The sequence below is a fragment of the Massilia sp. Root351 genome (genome assembly GCF_001425045.1).
Taxonomy (GTDB): Bacteria; Pseudomonadota; Gammaproteobacteria; order Burkholderiales; family Burkholderiaceae_D; genus Rugamonas.
Map to the genome: position 1 here is coordinate 125,371 of NZ_LMDJ01000012.1, position 18,799 is coordinate 144,169.

19 protein-coding genes are annotated in these 18,799 nt (G+C 64.5%); 13 read left to right on the forward strand and 6 right to left on the reverse strand.

The window, feature by feature from the left end; translation table 11 throughout:
• From hyi to pyk, 4 genes are all read left to right on the forward strand, one after another.
• Nucleotides 1–780, forward strand: coding sequence for a hydroxypyruvate isomerase (gene hyi, locus ASD15_RS13530; RefSeq protein ID WP_057155507.1), 780 nt, complete (start codon nt 1–3; stop codon nt 778–780).
• Between the two features lie 27 nt (nt 781–807).
• Nucleotides 808–1,695: a 2-hydroxy-3-oxopropionate reductase gene (locus ASD15_RS13535; protein WP_057155508.1), complete on the forward strand. Its 888-nt coding sequence runs from the start codon at nt 808–810 to the stop codon at nt 1,693–1,695.
• Between the two features lie 130 nt (nt 1,696–1,825).
• Nucleotides 1,826–3,094, forward strand: a complete 1,269-nt coding sequence (locus ASD15_RS13540; RefSeq protein ID WP_057155509.1) for a glycerate kinase — start codon at nt 1,826–1,828, stop codon at nt 3,092–3,094.
• Nucleotides 3,095–3,178: 84 nt separating this feature from the next.
• Complete coding sequence (gene pyk, locus ASD15_RS13545; protein ID WP_057155510.1) at nt 3,179–4,600, forward strand: pyruvate kinase; 1,422 nt, start codon at nt 3,179–3,181, stop codon at nt 4,598–4,600.
• 263 nt (nt 4,601–4,863) lie between these two features.
• Here pyk and guaD read toward each other — a convergent pair whose 3' ends face one another.
• Nucleotides 4,864–6,183: a guanine deaminase gene (gene guaD / locus ASD15_RS13550; RefSeq protein WP_057155511.1), complete on the reverse strand. Its 1,320-nt coding sequence runs from the start codon at nt 6,181–6,183 to the stop codon at nt 4,864–4,866.
• Between the two features lie 185 nt (nt 6,184–6,368).
• Between guaD and purF the strand changes: the two genes are divergently transcribed.
• Nucleotides 6,369–7,784 (forward strand): amidophosphoribosyltransferase, encoded by a 1,416-nt coding sequence (gene purF / locus ASD15_RS13555; protein ID WP_057155512.1) that lies wholly within the window; start codon nt 6,369–6,371, stop codon nt 7,782–7,784.
• Here purF and uraH read toward each other — a convergent pair.
• A complete protein-coding gene (gene uraH / locus ASD15_RS13560) occupies nt 7,781–8,134 on the reverse strand; it encodes a hydroxyisourate hydrolase (RefSeq protein ID WP_057155513.1) in 354 nt (117 codons plus the stop codon). The genes purF and uraH overlap by 4 nt on opposite strands.
• A gap of 152 nt (nt 8,135–8,286) precedes the next feature.
• Between uraH and ASD15_RS13565 the strand changes: the two genes are divergently transcribed.
• Nucleotides 8,287–9,108, forward strand: a complete 822-nt coding sequence (locus ASD15_RS13565; protein WP_057155514.1) for a hypothetical protein — start codon at nt 8,287–8,289, stop codon at nt 9,106–9,108.
• Between the two features lie 61 nt (nt 9,109–9,169).
• On the opposite strand, the gene ASD15_RS13570 is transcribed toward ASD15_RS13565, so the two are convergent.
• Nucleotides 9,170–9,448 (reverse strand): hypothetical protein, encoded by a 279-nt coding sequence (locus ASD15_RS13570; protein WP_057155515.1) that lies wholly within the window; start codon nt 9,446–9,448, stop codon nt 9,170–9,172.
• A gap of 145 nt (nt 9,449–9,593) precedes the next feature.
• On the opposite strand from ASD15_RS13570, the gene ASD15_RS13575 reads away from it, so the two are divergent.
• From ASD15_RS13575 to ASD15_RS33530, 4 genes are read left to right on the forward strand one after another with little or no spacing between them, the layout of a single operon-like run.
• Nucleotides 9,594–10,199 carry a YdeI family protein gene (locus tag ASD15_RS13575; RefSeq protein ID WP_057155516.1) on the forward strand — a complete coding sequence of 202 codons (606 nt, stop codon included), beginning with the start codon at nt 9,594–9,596 and terminating at the stop codon, nt 10,197–10,199.
• The gene (locus tag ASD15_RS13580; protein ID WP_057155517.1) at nt 10,193–10,783 is read left to right on the forward strand and encodes an N-acetyltransferase; all 591 of its coding nucleotides are present in this window, start codon (nt 10,193–10,195) and stop codon (nt 10,781–10,783) included. The genes ASD15_RS13575 and ASD15_RS13580 overlap by 7 nt, the downstream gene beginning before the upstream one ends.
• 26 nt (nt 10,784–10,809) lie before the next feature.
• Nucleotides 10,810–11,073, forward strand: a complete 264-nt coding sequence (locus ASD15_RS13585) for a hypothetical protein (protein WP_057155518.1) — start codon at nt 10,810–10,812, stop codon at nt 11,071–11,073.
• A 49-nt stretch (nt 11,074–11,122) separates the two neighbouring features.
• A complete protein-coding gene (locus ASD15_RS33530; RefSeq protein ID WP_267877828.1) occupies nt 11,123–11,254 on the forward strand; it encodes a hypothetical protein in 132 nt (43 codons plus the stop codon).
• Between the two features lie 61 nt (nt 11,255–11,315).
• Here the strand turns inward: ASD15_RS33530 and ASD15_RS13590 are convergent, their stop codons facing one another.
• Nucleotides 11,316–11,918 carry a DUF6624 domain-containing protein gene (locus ASD15_RS13590; protein WP_057155519.1) on the reverse strand — a complete coding sequence of 201 codons (603 nt, stop codon included), beginning with the start codon at nt 11,916–11,918 and terminating at the stop codon, nt 11,316–11,318.
• A gap of 146 nt (nt 11,919–12,064) precedes the next feature.
• Between ASD15_RS13590 and ASD15_RS13595 the strand changes: the two genes are divergently transcribed.
• Nucleotides 12,065–12,562, forward strand: coding sequence for a hypothetical protein (locus ASD15_RS13595; RefSeq protein WP_057155520.1), 498 nt, complete (start codon nt 12,065–12,067; stop codon nt 12,560–12,562).
• Between the two features lie 37 nt (nt 12,563–12,599).
• Here ASD15_RS13595 and hutH read toward each other — a convergent pair whose 3' ends face one another.
• Together hutH and ASD15_RS13605 are read right to left on the reverse strand one after the other, a co-directional pair.
• Nucleotides 12,600–14,234, reverse strand: coding sequence for a histidine ammonia-lyase (hutH, locus tag ASD15_RS13600; RefSeq protein WP_157200937.1), 1,635 nt, complete (start codon nt 14,232–14,234; stop codon nt 12,600–12,602).
• A 23-nt stretch (nt 14,235–14,257) separates the two neighbouring features.
• The gene (locus ASD15_RS13605; RefSeq protein ID WP_057155522.1) at nt 14,258–15,541 is read right to left on the reverse strand and encodes a urate hydroxylase PuuD; all 1,284 of its coding nucleotides are present in this window, start codon (nt 15,539–15,541) and stop codon (nt 14,258–14,260) included.
• Nucleotides 15,542–15,844: 303 nt separating this feature from the next.
• Here ASD15_RS13605 and ASD15_RS13610 point away from each other — a divergent pair, with 303 nt between their 5' ends.
• Entirely contained in the window at nt 15,845–16,780 is a 936-nt protein-coding gene (locus tag ASD15_RS13610; protein WP_057155523.1) for a LysR family transcriptional regulator, read from the forward strand.
• Nucleotides 16,781–16,915: 135 nt separating this feature from the next.
• The gene (locus ASD15_RS13615; RefSeq protein WP_082551825.1) at nt 16,916–18,757 is read left to right on the forward strand and encodes an allantoate amidohydrolase; all 1,842 of its coding nucleotides are present in this window, start codon (nt 16,916–16,918) and stop codon (nt 18,755–18,757) included.
• The last annotated feature ends 42 nt before the right edge of the window (nt 18,758–18,799 follow it).

Here is an 18,799-nt window from a genome sequence, read left to right on the forward strand (position 1 = left end):
ATGCCTAAATTCGCCGCCAACCTCACCATGCTGTTCAACGAACTGCACTTCCTGGACCGCTTCGGCGCCGCCTCGCGCGCCGGGTTCAAGGGCGTGGAGTTCCTGTTTCCGTACGACTTCGAACCGGAACAGCTGTCCGAGAAACTGCACCAGTTCCAGCTGGAGATGGTGCTGCACAACCTGCCGGCCGGCCACTGGGCTGGCGGCGAACGCGGCATCGCCTGCTTGCCGGACCGGGTGAGCGAGTTCGAATACGGCGTGGAGATGGCGCTGCGCTACGCGAAAGCACTGGGCACGCAGCGCATCAACTGCCTGGTCGGCATCCTGCCGCCCAACGTGGAGCGCGCCAAGGCGCAGGAAACGCTGGTGAAGAACCTGAAGTTCGCGGCCGCCGCCCTGAAGAAGGCCGGCATCCCGCTGCTGATCGAGCCGATCAACACCTTCGACATCCCGGGCTTCTTCCTGTCGGGCACCCGCCAGGGCCTTGAACTGATTGAAGCGGTGGGTTCGGACAACCTGTTCCTGCAGTACGACATCTATCACATGCAACGCATGGAAGGCGAACTGGCCAACACCATCAAGGCCAACCAGTCCGTCATCAAGCATATCCAGCTGGCAGACAATCCAGGCCGCTTCGAGCCGGGCACGGGTGAGATCAACTACCGCTACCTGCTCAACTACCTGGACCAGATCGGCTACGACGGCTGGATCGGCTGCGAGTACAAGCCGCAAAACGGCACCGAAGAAGGCCTGGGCTGGATCCAGAAACTGGCTGCTTAAACTTAAAAACCACTAGGAGAAAATATCATGGCAAACCTCGGATTCATCGGACTGGGCATCATGGGCGCCCCAATGGCAGGCCACCTGCAAGCCGGCGGCCACAAGCTGTACCTGCATGACATCAAGAACCCGCCAGCCAACCTGATCGACGGCGGCGCCACCGTGTGCACCTCGGCCGCCGAAGTGGCCAAGCGCGCCGACATCATCTTCCTGATGGTGCCGGACACCCCGCACGTTGAAGAAGCCCTGTTCGCCGAAAACGGCGTGGCAGCCGGCCTCACGGCCGGCAAGATCGTGGTCGACATGAGCTCCATCTCGCCCATCGCCACCAAGGAATTCGCCAAGAAGATCAACAAGAAAAGCTGCGCCTACCTGGACGCGCCGGTCTCCGGCGGCGAAGTGGGCGCCAAGGCGGCCTCGCTGACCATCATGGTCGGCGGCCCTGCCGAAGCGTTCGACACCGTCAAGCCGCTGTTCGACCTGATGGGCAAGAACATCACCCTGGTCGGCGGCAACGGCGACGGCCAGACCACCAAGGTGGCCAACCAGATCATCGTGGCGCTGAACATCCAGGCCGTGGCCGAAGCGCTGCTGTTCGCCTCCAAGGCCGGTGCCGATCCTGCCAAGGTGCGCGAAGCGCTGATGGGCGGCTTCGCCTCCTCGCGCATCCTGGAAGTGCACGGCGAGCGCATGGTCAAGCGTTCGTTCAATCCGGGCTTCCGCATCCAGCTGCACCAGAAGGACCTGAACCTGGCCCTGCAAGGCGCCAAGCAGCTGGGCGTATCGCTGCCCAACACCGCCAACACCCAGGAACTGATGAACGCCTGCGCCGCCAATGGCCTGTCGGGCCTGGACCACTCCGCGCTGTGCCAGGCCATCGAGCTGATGTCCAACCATAAGATCGCGCAGGGTTGATGCCATGGCGGGTTACGGCGTTCTGCCTGACCCACCCTATGCATACCGACACGCCGTAGGGCGGGTTAGCGCGCAGCGCCTAACCCGCCAGCTCCGCCCGAAACAGAAACAACGAAGAGAGAATCCCATCATGTCCGTTCCAGACCCTCGCCAGTTCTTGCTCGACCTGTACAACACGGCCATCAGCGCCGTGCATCCGCGCACGCTGCTGGCAGAATTCCTGCCGCAGCCCCCCGTCAACGGCAGAACCCTCGTCATCGGCGCAGGCAAAGGCGCGGCGGCGATGGCGGAAGCGGTCGAGCGCAACTGGAACGGCCCCTTGTCCGGACTGGTCGTCACCCGCTACGGCCACGGCGCCAGGACCGAACAGATCGAGGTAGTCGAAGCGTCCCACCCCGTGCCCGACGAAGCCGGCCGGCAGGCCGCCGCGCGCATGCTCGACATGGTGCAAGGGCTGACCGAAGACGACCTGGTACTGTGCCTGATCTCCGGCGGCGGCTCAGCCCTGCTCGCCCTGCCCGCAGAAGGCATCACGCTGGCCGAGAAACAAGCCCTGAACAAAGCCCTGCTGCGCAGCGGCGCCGCGATCGGCGAAATGAACTGCGTGCGCAAACACCTGTCGGCCATCAAGGGCGGCCGCCTGGCCCTGGCCTGCGGCAAAGCGCGCGTGGTCACGCTGCTGATCTCCGACGTACCGGGCGACGACCCGCGCGTGATCGCCAGCGGCCCCACGCTGCAGGACGCCAGCACCAGCGCCGAAGCGCTGGCCATCCTGCGCAAGTACAAGATCGACATCCCGCAAAGCGTGCACGCCCACCTCGAATCGCCCGCCAGCGAAACGCCGAAACCGGGCGACCCGCGCTTCGAACGCAACAGCCACCACGTCATCGCCACCGCGCAGGACGCGCTGGAAGCGGCCGCCGACAAGGCGCGCGATGCCGGCATCACCCCCTATATCCTGTCCGACGGCATCGAAGGCGAAGCGCGCGACATCGGCCTGATGCACGCCGCCCTGGCGCGCCAGGTCATCGCGCGCGGCCAGCCATTCCAGCGTCCCTGCGTGATTCTGTCCGGCGGCGAAACCACCGTCACCGTGCGCGGCAACGGCCGTGGCGGGCGCAACGTCGAATTCCTGCTCAGCCTCGCGCTGGCCCTGGAAGCGGCGCCCGGCGTGCACGCCATCGCCTGCGATACCGACGGCATCGACGGTTCGGAAGACAACGCCGGCGCCCTGTACGCGCCCGGCACGCTGGCCCGTGCCGACGCCAAAGGCGTCAGCGGCAAGGCCCTGCTGGCCAACAACGACGCCTACAGCTTCTTCAGTGCGCTGGACGATTTGGTGGTGAGCGGTCCGACCCGCACCAACGTCAACGACTTCCGCGCCATCCTCATCCTGTAATGCCCCGCGCGCCGTGCTCCCAGCACGGCGCGTTTCGCTTTGCCCGTCCAAAACCCCGTCCTTCGAAAACAATAGAGACCAATCATGCGCCGTGAACGTAAAGCCAAAATAGTGGCCACCCTGGGCCCAGCCAGCTCCGAACGCAGCACCATCAAAGCGCTGTTCGAAGCAGGCGCCGACGTATTTCGCTTCAACTTCAGCCACGGCAGCCACGCCGACCACCAACTGCGCTACAACATCGTGCGCGACATCGAACAGGAACTGGGCCGCCCGATCGCCATCCTGGCCGACCTGCAAGGCCCCAAGCTGCGCATCGGCCAATTCAGCGGCGGCAAGGTGAACGTCAATGCCGGCGCCGAATTCGTGCTCGACCAGAATCCGGACCAGGGCAACGCCACGCGCGTGTGCCTGCCGCATCCCGAACTGTTCGCCGCGGTGACCGCCGGCCAATCGCTGCTGCTGGACGACGGCAAGATCCGCCTCGAAGTGCTGGCCAGCGACGCCACCTCCATCCGCACCCGCGTGGTCAACAGCGGCGTGCTGTCCGACCGAAAAGGCGTGAATGTGCCGGACGCCGTGCTGCCCATCCCCGCGCTGACCGTCAAGGACCGCCAGGACCTGGACTTCGCGCTCGACCTCGGCGTGGACTGGATCGCCCTGTCCTTCGTGCAGCGCCCGGAGGACGTGAAGGAAGCGCAAGCCATCGTCAAAGGCCGCGCCGGCGTGCTGTCCAAGCTGGAGAAGCCGGCCGCGCTGGACCGGCTGGAAGAGATCGTCGCCGCATCGGACGCCGTGATGGTTGCCCGTGGCGACCTGGGCGTGGAACTGCCGCCCGAGCGCGTGCCCGGCGTCCAGAAACGCATCGTGCGCATGTGCCGCAAGCATGGCAAACCGGTCGTGGTGGCCACGCAGATGCTTGAATCGATGATCAGCGCCCCGGTGCCGACCCGCGCCGAAGCATCCGACGTCGCCAACGCCGTGTACGAAGGCGCGGACGCGGTGATGCTCTCGGCCGAGTCGGCCAGCGGCGCCTACCCCGTGCGGGCGGTCGCCATCATGAACCGCATCATCTCCGAGGTCGAGCGCGACCCCTCCTACCAGGCACTGATCGACGCCCAGCACGAAGCGCCGCTGGCGACCAAGGGCGACGCCATCTGCGCCGCGCTGCGCGACGTGACGCAGATCATCGGCGTGGTCGCCACGGTCACCTACACTACCTCCGGCCACAGCAGCCTGCGCGCAGCACGCGAGCGGCCGGCCGCACCGATCGTCAGCATCACTCCCAACCGCGACACCGCGCGCCGGCTGGCGCTGGCCTGGGGCGTGCACAGCACCGTCAGCGCGGACGTACACAGCGTGGACGAGATGGTGGCCGCAGCGTGCCGTACCGCACTGCGCGAGGGCTTCGTCAAGACCGGCGACCAGATCGCCATCGCCGCCGGCACTCCCTTCGGCCAACCCGGCACCACCAACCTGCTGCGCCTCGCCGAAATCTGGCCGCAATAATGCCGTAAACCAAAATGGGGTCAGGGTTAATTATTTTTGCAATATTAACCCTGACCCCGATTTTACGAGATGCAACAGCATAGAAAGAGCCGGCTCGCGCCGGCTTGGGTGGTTACTCGCCACGCTGGTTGACTTGCCTACCGTCGGCGCGGGCGAAAACAAAATGGGGTCAGGGTTAATATTGCAAAAATAATTAACCCTGACCCCATTTTGATGGACTGCAACTGATTCGACAAAGCCGGCGTTTGCCGGCTTTTTTTTCTTTACTCTCCGCGCTGGTGGACTTGCTTGCCGGCCGCGTAGGTGGCGCTGATGGCGCGGTCGTCGCCCAGCAGGGCCAGCGCGAACAGCAGCTCTTCCAGGCTGTTGGTGCGCGTGCTGCGGCGTTCGAGCAGCGGCGTGGCTTTCGGGTCGAGCACGATGAAGTCGGCCTCGGCGCCGGCCACGAAATTGCCTATCGTGCCTTCCAGCTGCATGCTGCGCGCGCCGCCCAGCGTGGCCAGGTAGAACATGCGCAGCGCGGGCATGTAGGTGCCGCCCATGCGCGCTACTTTGTAGGTCTCGTTCATCGTTTGCAGCATCGAGAACGAGGTGCCGCCACCGACGTCGGTCGCCAGCGACAGGGCTACCTTGGCCTTGTCGGCCCCGGCGAAGTCGAACAGGCCGCTGCCCAGGAACAGGTTGGACGTGGCGCACATCGACACGGCGGCGCCTGTGGCGGCCATGCGCGCGCGGTCTTCGTTGTCGAGCCAGATGCAGTGCGCGTACATGGAGCGCGGACGCAGCATGCCGTACTTGTCGTACACGTCCAGGTAGCTGCGCGCTTTCGGGAACAGGGACTTCACCCACGCCACTTCGTCGGTGTTCTCGGCAACGTGGGTCTGCACGAAGGTGTCCGGGTAGGCTTGCGCCAGCTCGCCCGCCAGCTGCAACTGCGCCTCGGTGGAGGTGGGCGCGAAGCGCGGCGTGAGCGCGTACATGTTGCGGCCCTTGTTGTGCCAGCGCTTGATCAGCTCTTCGCTCTCGCGCGCGCCGCCCTCGGCGGTGTCCTGCAGGAAGTCGGGACAGTTCCGGTCCATCATCACCTTGCCGGCCGCCATGCGCAGGTTGCGCTGTTCGCTGGCGCCGAAGAACGCGTCCACCGATTCCGGATGCACGGTGCAGTAGACCATTGCGGTGGTGGTGCCGCAGCGCAGCAGCTCATCGAGGAAGAAGTCGGCCACGCCGCGCGCATGCTCGGGGTCCTTGAACTGGCGCTCGGTCGGGAAGGTGTAGGTGTCCAGCCATGGCAGCAAGCCGGGCGCCGGCGAGGCGATCATGTCGGTCTGCGGGTAGTGGATGTGGGTGTCGATGAAGCCGGGCATGATGATCTTGCCGCGATAGTCGCGCACCAGCGTGCCGTCCGGGAGCGTGTTCTTGAGCTGCTCGTAGTCGCCTGCCACTTGTACGCGGCCGTCCTGGATCACCAGCAGGCCGTCTTCATGCCAGCGGTGGGCCTGGTCGCTGAACGCCGGGTCGGCGATAAAGTGCAGGATGCTGGCGCGAAAGGCCTTTACGCTTGTCTCATTTGGTATTTTGTTCATGATTGCTTGGGTAGTTGGATGTAGGGCGGCAGGGTTAGACGAACTCTGACCACATGCCATGAGAGGCTATCACCCGGTATGCGCGGTTTCATATCGCTGCGGTTATGGGCGCTATGCATGCGGCGCCCGCCTGCCCTGCGGCGTTGCGCGCTACTGTCTCGCTTGTAATTTCGAGGAGTCCGACCATGTGTGGCATCGTCGGCGTGGTTACGCACGCCCCTGCAAATCAAACCATTTACGATGCGCTGCTGTTGCTGCAGCATCGCGGCCAGCAGGCCGCAGGCATCGCTACCGACAACGACAGCGTGTTCGCCATGCACAAGGCGAACGGCCTGGTGACGGATGTTTTCCGCACCCGCAATATGCGCTCACTGCGCGGCAACGCGGGCATCGGCCATTGCAGTTGCGCTGCCTATGGCCCCTCGTGCGACGAGGAGGCACAGCCTTTCTATGTGAACGCGCCCTTCGGCATCACGCTGGCGCAAAACGGCTGGCTTAGCAACGGCGACGCCCTGCGCGCCGAACTGTCGGTGGCCGGCCGCCGCCATATGAACACCGCCTCCGATGCAGAAGTGCTGCTGAACGTACTGGCCCATGAATTGCACGCGGCCAGCCAGGGTGCGAGCTTCTCTGCGGACGCGCTGTTCGCAGCCGTCGCAGCGCTGCAGGCGCGCGTCCAGGGTTCGTATGCGGCGGTGGCGCAGATCGCGGGCCAGGGCTTGCTGGCGTTCCGCGACCCGCTCGGCGTGCGCCCCTTGTGCCTAGGGGCGCGCGGGTCTGGCGGGAGAACCGAGTATATGCTGGCCAGCGAGTCGGTAGCCTTGGACGGCATGGGTTTCCGCTTCCTGCGCGACGTGGCGCCGGGCGAGGCGGTCTTCATCGGCGCGGCCGGCACGCTGTCGGCACGCCAGCTGGTGGCCGGCTCGCAAGCGCCCGTCCCTGCCGCGCGCCCCAGCGCATTCGAATTTGTCAGCCTGGCGCGGCCGGACTCGGTGATCGACGGCGCCTCGGTCTATGCGGCGCGCCTGAAACTGGGCGAACTGCTGGCCGAACAGGTGCGCAGCGAACTCGATGCCTCCGCCATCGACGTCGTGATGCCGGTGGATGACATCTCGCGCCCCGCGGCCATCCAGCTGGCGCTCAAGCTGGCCATCGACTATCGCGAGGGTTTTATCCAGCACCGCTATCCCGGCCGCAGCTTCGAGCTGCCGGCCGGCCCGGCCCGGCGCGCGGTGAGCCAGCGGCTGAACGCCATTGGGGCCGAATTCAAGGGCAAGCGCATGCTGCTGGTGGAAGACGCCATCGTGGATGGCGCGAGCAGCCGGGAGGTGGTGCAGCTGGCGCGCAACGCCGGAGCAAGCTACGTGGCGCTGGCGTCAACCGCGCCGCCGGTGCTGCATCCAAAAGTGTATGGCGTTGACTGGCCGGCGCGGCGCAAGCCCGCAGCCATGGGCGGCACGCGCGAAGAAATGCGCCGCACGGTGACGGCGGACGCGCTGGTGTTCCAGACGCTGCCCGCGCTGAAGGCCGCCATCGCCAGTGCGTCTCCGGCCTTGCAGCTACTGGAGACGTCCTGTTTTGACGGCGAAGTCCTTCCTTAGCTGCCGCGGTACGTCGAGTAAGCCCAGGGCGACACCACGATAGGCACATGGTAATTCTGGCCCGCGTCCGCTATGCCGAATGCGATCACCACTTCATCGATGAAGCGCGGCGTCGGCACGGCCACGCCTTGCGCTGCGAAGTAGTCACCGGCGCCGAACACCAGTTCGTATTTGCCGATCTGGACTTCATCGCCGAACAGCAAAGGCTGCTCGCAGCGGCCGTCCTGGTTGGTGGTGTCTGCCTTTAACAACACTTTCTCGCCGCCGTCCACGCGGTACAGCTTTACCTGTACGCCTGCGCCAGGCTTGCCCTGCGTGATGTCCAAAACGTGTGTACTCAGCTTGCCCATAGTGTCTCGCTTTCTTTATAGGGTTGAAACAGGAACTCCTGTATGAAAATCATATACGGCACAGTACTGGCGGATATACGCGGCAACGGATAACAACCATGACACCGGCGGACATAATCGGGCCTCCAATACAATAAAGAGGGAGACGCAATATGAACGCATTTCGAGTAGGCGCCGCCGGCGCAGTGGCCGTTCTGGCTTTCGCCACGGGCATGCAGCAGGCCAGCGCGGCCGACTGGAGCGACACCTCCATCGGCTACCGCTACGGCACCAGGTTCGCCGAGCCGTACAACACCAAGGACCTGGAAAAGCACATCCTGAACGTGACGCACGCCAGCGGCTACAAGTACGGCAGCAACTACTTCAACGTGGACTTCCTGAACTCGGACGGCGACGACGCCAATGCGCAGGAAGCCTACGTGCTGTATCGCCACACGCTGGACCTGGGCAAAGTGACGGGCAAGGAATTCAAGTATGGCCCGGTACGCGGCCTGGGCTTCACTGCCGGTTTCGACTGGAACACCAAGAACGACCACAGCTATGACTCGAAAAAGCACATGGTAGTGGCCGGTCCTACGCTGATGCTGGACGTGCCGGGCTTCCTGAACGTGAGCCTGCTGGCGGTCTGGGAAAGCAACCATCCGCTGGGCGTGTCCAGCCGCTACAGCTACGACACGCATGCATTGCTGAACGCATCGTGGGGTATCCCGCTGGGCAAGTCGGGCTGGTCGTTCGAAGGCTACACCAACTGGATCGGCCACAAGGGCAAGAACGAATTCGGCGGCCCGACCGCGCCGGAAATCAACTTCGACGCGCAGATCATGTATGACCTGAGCGGCGCCGCCGGCATGAAGCCCAACACCCTGCGCGTGGGCCTGGAATACCAGTACTGGCGCAACAAGTTCGGCACGCCGCACAAGGTGCCAGGCGCCACTGCCAAGACCCCGATGGTCCGGGCCGAGTACCACTTCTAACTGCCACCCGGCCGCTACCGCCTTTGCCGCGGTAGCGGCCAGTATCCAGGCGCACCCGTATTTAGCCGCACCCGTATTGCGCCCACAGGGACTCAAACTCCAGCCGGCTTAGTTCGACGCCGTCAAAGTCATCGCTGGCATTGATTTCGTCCAAAGACGGAACGGGAACGGTTCCCAGTACAACGCCCAGCGAGCTTGCCTCGCCCGAGGCGAAACCCACGCTGCCGTTTCTGAAGAACTCCAGCTTCCGCGTTTCATACCCGTTGCCGTCGATTTCCGAAACCAGCCGGAGCGGGTCATCCATATCCGCGTGTAGCCACTGTACGTCAATGAAGCGCATCCGTATCCCTTTCAGACATTAGCCGGCCCGCTAGCATATCAGGTGCGCCGGCGGACCGCCGGAGCTGCCGCAGCCGCAAATGCACCTTGAGAAATCGGACTCGCGTGGTTATATTGCTCTTTACCGAAAGTCACCGAGAGTTGCCATGCCCACCCTGGATCCGCGCGTCGACGCCTATATCGCCAAGTCCGCCGAGTTCGCCAAGCCCATCCTGGCGCATTTGCGCGCCGTGGTGCATGCGGCTTGCCCCGACGTGGAGGAGACCATGAAGTGGAGCTTCCCGCATTTCCAGTACAACGGAATGTTGTGCAGCATGGCGTCGTTCAAGGCGCATTGCACGTTCGGCTTCTGGAAAGGCGAGTTGCTCGTTGAGGCGGGCGATGCGAAGACCAGGGAGGCCATGGGACAATTCGGCCGCCTCGCGTCGATCGGGGACCTGCCGCCGAAGAAGGCGCTGGAGTCCTATATTAAAAAGGCGATGAAGCTGAACGATGAAGGCGTGAAAGCACCCGCGCGCGCCAAGCCTGCCGCGCCGCGCGAACTGGTGGTACCGGACGACCTGGCCGAGGCGCTGTCCCGGCAGCCGCCTGCGCTGGACCATTTCAATGCGTTCAGCACCAGCAAGAGGCGTGACTATGTGGAATGGATGGAGGAAGCCAGGACCGAGGCGACACGCCAGCGCCGCCTGGAGCAGGCGGTAGAATGGATAGCGGAGGGCAAGTCCCGCAACTGGAAATATGAGAAATGCTGACTGATATTGAGCGCGCCATGTACGGCGCCGGCGTGGCCGAGGCGCTGGCCGATGATCCTTTCTACGTGTCGGTCTGCGTTGCGGGCGGCGTGCGACAGTTGCTGGCGCGCTACGTTGAGCTGGCGCTGATCGAGGGCGAGCAGGCAGGCCGTGTCGATCTGGCCGGTGCGGAAGGCAGCGGTGCCGCCATCTGGAGCGTTCCTGGCGACGCCGCGCGCAAAGCCGATGCCTACGCCGCGCGCGAACGCGAACTGGCCGTACTGCTGGGAGCACAGGGCTATGCCAATTTCCAGGCCATCGTCACCAATATGGAGGCCAACCTGGCGCCGCACGGCTTGTCGTCCGCCTGGTATCTGTCGATCGCAGGTGTCCGGCCCGATGCGCAAAGCGGCGGGCTCGGCACGCGCTTGCTCTCCCACGGACTGGCGGCAGCCGACCGTGCCGGCGCCGTCAGCTTCCTGGAAACGTTCAACGAACGCAGCCTGCCTTTCTATCGGCGCCAGGGCTACCAGGTGGCGGCGAAGTTCTTCGAGCCGGTCACCGGTGCCGATTACTGGCTGATGACGCGCCCGCCCGGTACCTGAAAGCGAAATCGCGCTACAATCTCCGTATGCGTACTATCCGTTTCCTCCTGCTCATGCTGTTCTTCGCGCTGCAGACCGCACTGGCCGGTGCTGAGCCGGTGCAGACCTGCTGCGACGAAGCCTGTCCTCCGGCGGTGTGCGCCACGATGGGCTGCATGCCGTCGGTGCAGCCGATGCTCGGCGGCGAATTAGCGCCATTGCCGTCGCCGGCGGTAATAACGGTGTTTCCCGAACCCGCTACGATCGACCTCCCCTTGCAGATGAAAGAAGTCTGGACGCCGCCCGACTGAATACGGACCGCTCCGCAAACTTCTTTTCAACTTTCTCAAGGAACCCACCATGAAATCCATCGCAATCAAGAGCGCTGCCGCCGCAGCCCTGCTGGCCACTTCCGCTGTCGCTTTCGCTGCCAATATGGACTGCTGCGCGAGCATCGAGTGCTGCCTGAAGATGCTGGCCTGCTGCCTGTAAGCCGCTAGCCGCATAAAGAACGGGCCGGTACTGCAAAGTGCCGGCCCGTTTTGCATTTCGCTCATTCAGGCGCAGGGCAATCGGCCGGGATGAGCCGCTTGCGGCCTTCCGCCTCATACTCTTCAATGCTTTGCATGCCCAGGGTCCGCCGGCGCCGGTTCACCTGGTCGATACTGTCGACCGGCAGCATGGTGAGCGTGCAACGGTCCGGCATGGTGAACTGCGTGCCGTATTCCTGCGGCCGGCCCTGGGCTGTGGCGATACGGTCAGCCAGATAGGCCAGATCGCGCGGTGCAGCGACGCCCTTCTTGACAGCCGACTCCAGCAAATTCCTTGCTGTGCGCTGCAATGCCCGGTCTTTGTCCGCATGCTGAGCAAGCAGCCACGCTAGATGGCTGGCCTGCTCGCCTGGCGGCCAGCCGCACGCCGCCAGGATTGCTTTTAGCTCTGCCGTGTTGGCGCCATCGATGCGGTGCCAGCGCTGGTCGAGGTCTTCCTGCTGTAGCGGCGTCCGGTTCGGGTCGGCGGACAGTTGCTGATGTTCGCGGCGTACGCGCTGGTCGGCGCTCGCCATGTCGCTCAGCCGGGTCTCGAGTGCGCTGCAGTCGATTGCTGCGTAGGCGCGGGCATGGAAGAACAGCATGATGGCGAGGGCAAAGCGCATGGCAAGCGGAGGGAATTGAATGAAAGTTAATATTGCCACAAGCCGGCGTGTCAGTCTGGTCTTACATCGAGGCAGGGGGTGCGCCGATGTGGCTTGCATCTTGGCGTTTGCATAATGTGGCCTGCTTCAGTTACCAGGGTTTATGCATGAAAATCATCGATCAACGCTTTATCTCCAGCCAAAATCGCTATTCCAACCATCCTTGCCTGCTCAGCATCCTTGAGCTGGATGACGCTTCCGCGTCGCCGGCCGACGTGCGATCGACTGCGGCGAAGTTGAAACGCGTGCTGGGAAATCTGCCGCGCCTGGAGCGGCTGATCAATGTCATAGGGCCGGTGGATGCCGAGGCGGCGCCCACCGGACATTTTCAGTTGGCGCGGCTGATTCAGGCGGTCACGCTCGAGTTGCAGCGGCTCGCGGGCAGCGACGTGACGGTGGGCTTTGTCGGCGCATTGCCGCGCATGCCGGGGCGCTATCGCCTGGTGCTGCCGCACCGGATGGAGAGGATTGCTGCCGCTGCGGTCAATGCGGCGCTGGAGGTGGTGAATGCGGTGCGGGCGGGCCGGATCGTGGATCTGGCGGCGGTGCTGGCGCAGTTGCGCGCTGCGGGGGAACGGCGGGTTACAGCCAGGGCTGCGCCCTGACCTGACCCGCCCTGCGGCTGCTTGTCGCCAGCCGGACTTAGACGAACTCGCCGATCTTGCTGACCACCGCTTCGCGCACCGAACCGCTGGTGACGAAGGAGTGAGCGACCTGGATGTCGTTGTGGAACCAGCGGTCGCCGTCCAGGCAGGCCGGGATCTGCTTGCGGATCTCCTCATACGCGGCCTGCGTGCCTTCGCCCAGCTGGAAGCCCGGCAACAGGTCTTCGGTCATGGTCAGCGCCTGCGCGGCCAGCAGCATCTCTACACCAATAATGTACTGGGTGTTCTGCACCACCGTCGCGGCCTTGCGGGCGCACCAGGTCGAGTTCGAGATGTGGTCTTCACTGTTGCCCTTGGACGGAATGCTGTCCACGCTGCCCGGCATGCTCAGGGTGCGGTTTTCCATCACCAGTGAGCTCAGCGAGCATTGCACCACCGGGTAGCCGGTGTTCACGCCGCGGATGCCGCTCATCAGGTTGCGCGGCAGGCCCCACGACAAGGTCGGGTCGATCAGGCGCGCCACACGGCGCTCGCAGATGCTGCCCAGGTCCGTGATGGCCATGGCCAGCAAGTCCATCGCCTGCGCCAGGTACTGGCCGTGGAAGTTACCGCCCGAGATGATCTCGAAACCGCCGCCGTCCTTGCCGAAGATCAGCGGGTTGTCGGTGGCAGAGTTGATCTCGTTCTTGACGATGGTGTCGATGTAGTCCAGCGCGTCGAACACGGGACCGTACACCTGCGGCGTGCAGCGCAGCGAGTACACGTCCTGGATGCGGGCCGTGTACGGGATGTCGGTGCGGCGCAGCTCGTCCGGGAACTGCACGGCGCGCGCTTCGTGCGTGGTGCGGGTGGAACCCTTGAGCAGCTTGCGCACCACCTTGGCGGTCTTGATCTGGCCCGGGTGCGGGCGCGCCTGCTGGATGCGCGGGTCGAACGCGGCCATCTCGGCGCGCATCGCTTCCAGCGTCAGGCCCAGCGACAGGCAGGCGTCGGTCAGCAGGTTGCGCGCGTCGTCGGTGGCCAGTACGGCCACCGCCAGCGAGGCGGTGCAGCCGTTGATCAGCGCCGAGGCGTCCTTGGCTTTCAGGTCGAATTTCACCGGGCCGATTTCGGACTTGGCGATGGCTTCCGGCGCCGACATGCGCTTGCCGTCGTACATCACTTCGGCTTCGTCAAAGCCGGCGATGGCCGCTGCCAGGTAGGCCAGCGGGGCCAGGTCGCCGGACGCGCCGACGGAACCCTTCTGCGGCATGACCGGATGGATGCCGGCGTTGATGAAGGCCAGCAGGCGATCCACCACTTCCACGCGTGGCGCCGAATAGTTGGACGCGAACGCGTTCGCGCGCAGCAGCATGGTGGCGCGGCTCACTTCTTCCGAGAACGGCTCGCCGATGCCGCCGCTGTGGGCCATGATCAGCTGGGTCTGGAACAGTTCGATGTGCTCGACCTTGATGCGGGTGTCCTTCAGCAGCCCGACGCCGGTGTTAAAGCTGTACATCATCGGCGCTTCGTCGTGCATCCAGGTCGATTCGATGTAGTCGCGGCTTTCCTTCAGCGCCGCGCGCGAAGACGCGGCCAATTCCACTTTGGCGTGCGGCGCGCGCGCCACGGCGATCACCTGCTCCGCAGTCAGGTTGAAGCCATCAATGATGACGGTAGTTTCGGTAGTCATAGTCATTCCTTCTTGTGTGCGGGTCAGTTCGCGCCGGACTCGAACCAGGCGCCAATCAGCTGGCGTTCGGCGTCGGTCATCTGCGTCATGTTCGCCAGCGGCATGTCCTTGTTCTGCACGGCACGCTGGTAGATCTTGGCGGCGTGCTGCTTGGTCTGCTCGGGCGTGTCGAGCATCACGCCGCCCGGAGGCGAAGCGAAGCCGGCTTGCGTGGGCTGGGCCGAGTGGCACGATGCGCAGCGGGCGATCATCACTTGCTGCACGGTGTTGATGTCGTGGCCGGAGCGGGCGACGTCGGCGGCGCTCGGTGCTGCCCCCTCGGCGCCATGGCCGTGGCCATCGGCGGCAGTGGCGGCAGCCGGCTGCGCTGCGATCGCCTTGCGCGGCGCCGGAGCGATGGCGATCGCCACGGCCACCAGCAGGATCACGCCGGCAACCGGATAGCCCAGCGAGACGCGGCCGGCATGGCGCAGGTTGAAGAAGTGGCGGATCAGCACGCCGGCAGCCATGATGGCGCCCAGGATCAGCCAGCTGTAGGCGTGGCTGTAGGTCATCGCGTAGTGGTTGCTGATCATGATCAGCAGCACAGGCAGCGTGAAGTAGTTGTTGTGCACCGAACGCACCTTGGCGCGCTTGCCGTAGATCGGGTCGGGCGACTGGCCCTTCTCCATCGCTTCCACCAGCTTGCGCTGGCCGGGGATGATCACAAACAGCACGTTACCCACCATCATGGTGCCAATCATGGCGCCGATGTGAATGTAGGCAGCGCGGCCGCTCAGGGTGTGCGTCAACACATAGGCCGCAGCGACGATCAGCACGAACAGCACACTACCCAGCACGGCAGGCTTTTCGCCCAGCGGCGACTTGCACAGCAGGTCGTAGACGATCCAGCCGCCTGCCAATGTGCCCAGGCCCACGGCCACAGCTTGCATGGACGACAGGTCGGCCACGTTTTTATCGATCATCATCGCCGAGGCGTTGAAGTAGTAGACGATGAACAGCATCGCAAAGCCGCTCAGCCAGGTCGCATACGCTTCCCATTTGAACCAGTGCAGGTCGGACGGCAGTTCTGCCGGGGCCACCAGGTATTTTTGCGGGTTGTAGAAGCCGCCGCCATGCACGGCCCACAGTTCACCCGAGACGCCGGCCTTGGCCAGCGGGCTGCCCGGCTTGGGCGGCCGGATCGAGTTGTCCAGCCAGACGAAGTAAAACGAAGCGCCGATCCACGCTATGCCGGTGATCAAATGCAGCCAGCGTACCAGCAGATTGAGCCACTCCACCCCATACGATCCGAATAAAGCTTCCATGAATTTTCCAATTAGTCTGTTCATCTGCCTCTGGCGGGCACTTCAGATGAGCGAGGTTGTCACCTCCGGAACGATCGTTATCCTGCCGCCGCTACGATCGTGATGGCCTGTGGCCATCAACCTGCCCCCGGCCATGGAAAGTGTCTCCTCTCTTGCCGGGATGGTGGAACGATAGCGGTCTTGAAGGCGCCAGTCCTGTGCTTGCACATATAACTTGCATACGTTTCCCGTTATAGCTGTTACAGGCCCGGATATGCGACTCTGTTATGCATAAGTTTAAATATCCAACCTTGGGAGACCGATATGTCACGCTTGCCAGAACACCTGGACATCCACCTGATCCGCATTCTCTACCTGCTGCTGTGCGAGAAAAACGTCTCGCGCGTGGCGCTGAAACTGAACCAGCCGCAGCCCTCCATCTCCGCCTCGCTGCGCAAGCTGCGCGAACTGACGGGCGATCCGCTACTGGTGCGCGGCGGGCGCGGCATGGTGCCGACGCAGCACGGCGAGAGCCTGCTCAAGCCGGCCAAGCGCATCCTCGACGAGACCGAAAGCCTGTTCAGCCCGAAGACGGCCTTCGTGCCGCAGGAGGAGGCGCGCACCTTCCACATCGCCGCGCCGGACTACATGAACACCCAGTTCTTCACCGAGGTGATCGCCCGCGTGCGGCGCGAGTCGCCCAAGAGCCGCCTGGTGATCCACGCGCTGGGACCGGACGCCGACTACGTGCGCCTGCTGTCGGACGGCGAACTGGACCTGGTGGTGGCAAACTGGGACGAACCGCCGCACCACCTGCACATCTCCAAGCTGTTCGACGACCCCATCGTGTGCCTGATGCGCGCCAACAGCGCCTACGCGCGCCGCACGCCGAAGGACGGCATGACCATCGAGGACTATCTGACCCTGCCGCACGCGGCGCCGGCGCTGATCCTGCCCGGCTACCACGGCAACATCGACGCCTTCCTGGAGCAGCAGAACATGGAGCGCAACATCGTGGTGGAGTCGGCGCACTTCCGCATGCTGCCCTACATCGTGGCGCAGACCGACCTGGTGCTGACGGCGGGGCAGCAGTTCGCCAGCTTCTACGAGAACACGCTGGGGCTGAAGTCGTACAAGGTGCCGGTGAAGTTTCCTCCGCTGCGCTTCTACCAGCTGTGGCACGAACGCGCACACCACGCCACCGAGCACAAATGGCTGCGCGCGCAAGTCAGCACGGCCGCGCGCCTGCTGGTGAAGTAGTTTATAGCCGGTGCGCACAGTCGTTATCGGCACCGCGATATAAGTCCCGGCATCCGGGCATCTATTATCAAATCGCCACCTCCCAGATCACCCAACATGGAGCGGGCCGCCATAGAACGGCGGCCCGAATGCACGATGACGACTCTGAAGCAACTGAACACCTGCGACGTGCTGGATTTCAGCGCCACGCTGCACGGACTGTATGAACATTCGCCGTGGATACCGCAGCGCGCCGCCGCGCAGCGCCCTTTCCGCACCGTGGACGCATTGAAGCTGGCCTTGCAGAAGGTGGTGGCAGACGCCACGCGCGACGAGCAGTTGGGCCTGATCCGCGCCCACCCGGAGCTGGCAGGCAAGGCGGCGGTGGCGGGCGAGCTGACGCCCGAGTCCACCGGCGAGCAGGCCAAGGCCGGCCTGCACCTGTGCAGCGAAGAAGAGTTCGCGGCGCTGCAGGAGCTGAACGCCGCCTACAACACCAAGTTCAGCTTCCCCTTCATCATCGCGGTGAAGGGCGCCGACGGCCAGGGGCTGACGCGCCAGGCCATCATCGCCGCGTTCCGCCGCCGCCTGCGCAACCAGGTGGAAGACGAGACGCGCGAAGCGCTGCGCCAGATCAACCGCATCGCCGAGATGCGCCTGAACGCGCTGCTGCAGCATGAACCGGCCATGGGCCAGTCCATCATGGCCTGGGCCGAGCAGATCGGCGCACTGAGCGAGGACGCGCAAGGCCTGACCTGCACCTACATGACGCAGACCCACCGCAGCACGGCGGTGCAGATCGCGCAGTGGATGCGCGAAGCGGGCATGCACGCGCACATCGACGCGGTGGGCAACGTGGTGGGACGCTACCTGTCGACCGACCCGCAGGCGCGCACACTGCTCACCGGCTCGCACTACGACACGGTGCGCAACGGCGGCAAGTACGACGGCCGCCAGGGCATCCTGACCGCCATCGCCGTGGTCAAGCAGCTGCACGAACGCGGCGAGACGCTGCCCTTCCACTTCGAGGTGATCGCCTTCTCGGAGGAGGAAGGGGTGCGCTTCAAGAGCACCTTCCTGGGCAGCAGCGCCGTCATCGGCCAGTTCGACCCCGCCCTGCTGAACCTGCGCGACCGCGACGGCATCCTGCTGCGCGACGTGCTGGCCGAGGCGGGACAGGACGTCAACACCATCGCCGCCATCGCGCGCGACCCGGCCGACCTGCTGGGTTATGTGGAAGTGCATATCGAACAGGGCCCGGTGCTGCTCGACCGCGGCCTGCCGGTGGGCGTGGTGACCTCGATCGCCGGCAGCAGCCGCTTCCTGGTCGAGATGAAGGGCGTGGCCAGCCACGCCGGCACCACCCCGATGGGCATGCGCAAGGACGCCGCCGCCGCCGCCGCAGAGATCGTGCTGTACGTGGAGGACCGCTGCGGCGCGCACCAGCCGGGCGCGCTGGAATCGGCCCTGGTGGGCACCGTCGGCCAGCTGCAGGTGCCGGGCGGATCGACCAACGTGATCCCCGGCGCGTGCAGCTTTTCGCTCGACATCCGCGCCGCCAACGACGCCGCGCGCGACGCGGCGGTGGCCGACATCCTGGCGCGCATCGAGAAAGTGTGTCAACGGCGCCACATTGATGTCAAAGTTGAAGCAACCGTTTCAGCCAGTTCGGCGCCTTGCGCGCCCTGGCTCATGCAGCAGATTGCGGCCGCCACCGAACGGGCCGGCGTCCCCGCATTCCAGCTCGCGTCCGGCGCAGGCCACGACGCCATGCTGATGGCCCGCATTACCGATGTGGCCATGCTGTTCACCCGCTGCGGCAATGGCGGCATCTCCCACAACCCGCTGGAGACGATGACTGCCGACGACGCCGACGTGGCCGCCCGCATCCTGCTCGACTTCCTGCGCCATTTCAAGGCCAGGCCGAAGGCGGCAGCACGCAGCAATGCGGACTATACCGAAAAACAGATAACCAATATTCCGCAGCAAATAAGCTGACAAGGAGCGTATAGACGACGATACAAGAAAGCAGCGCAAAAA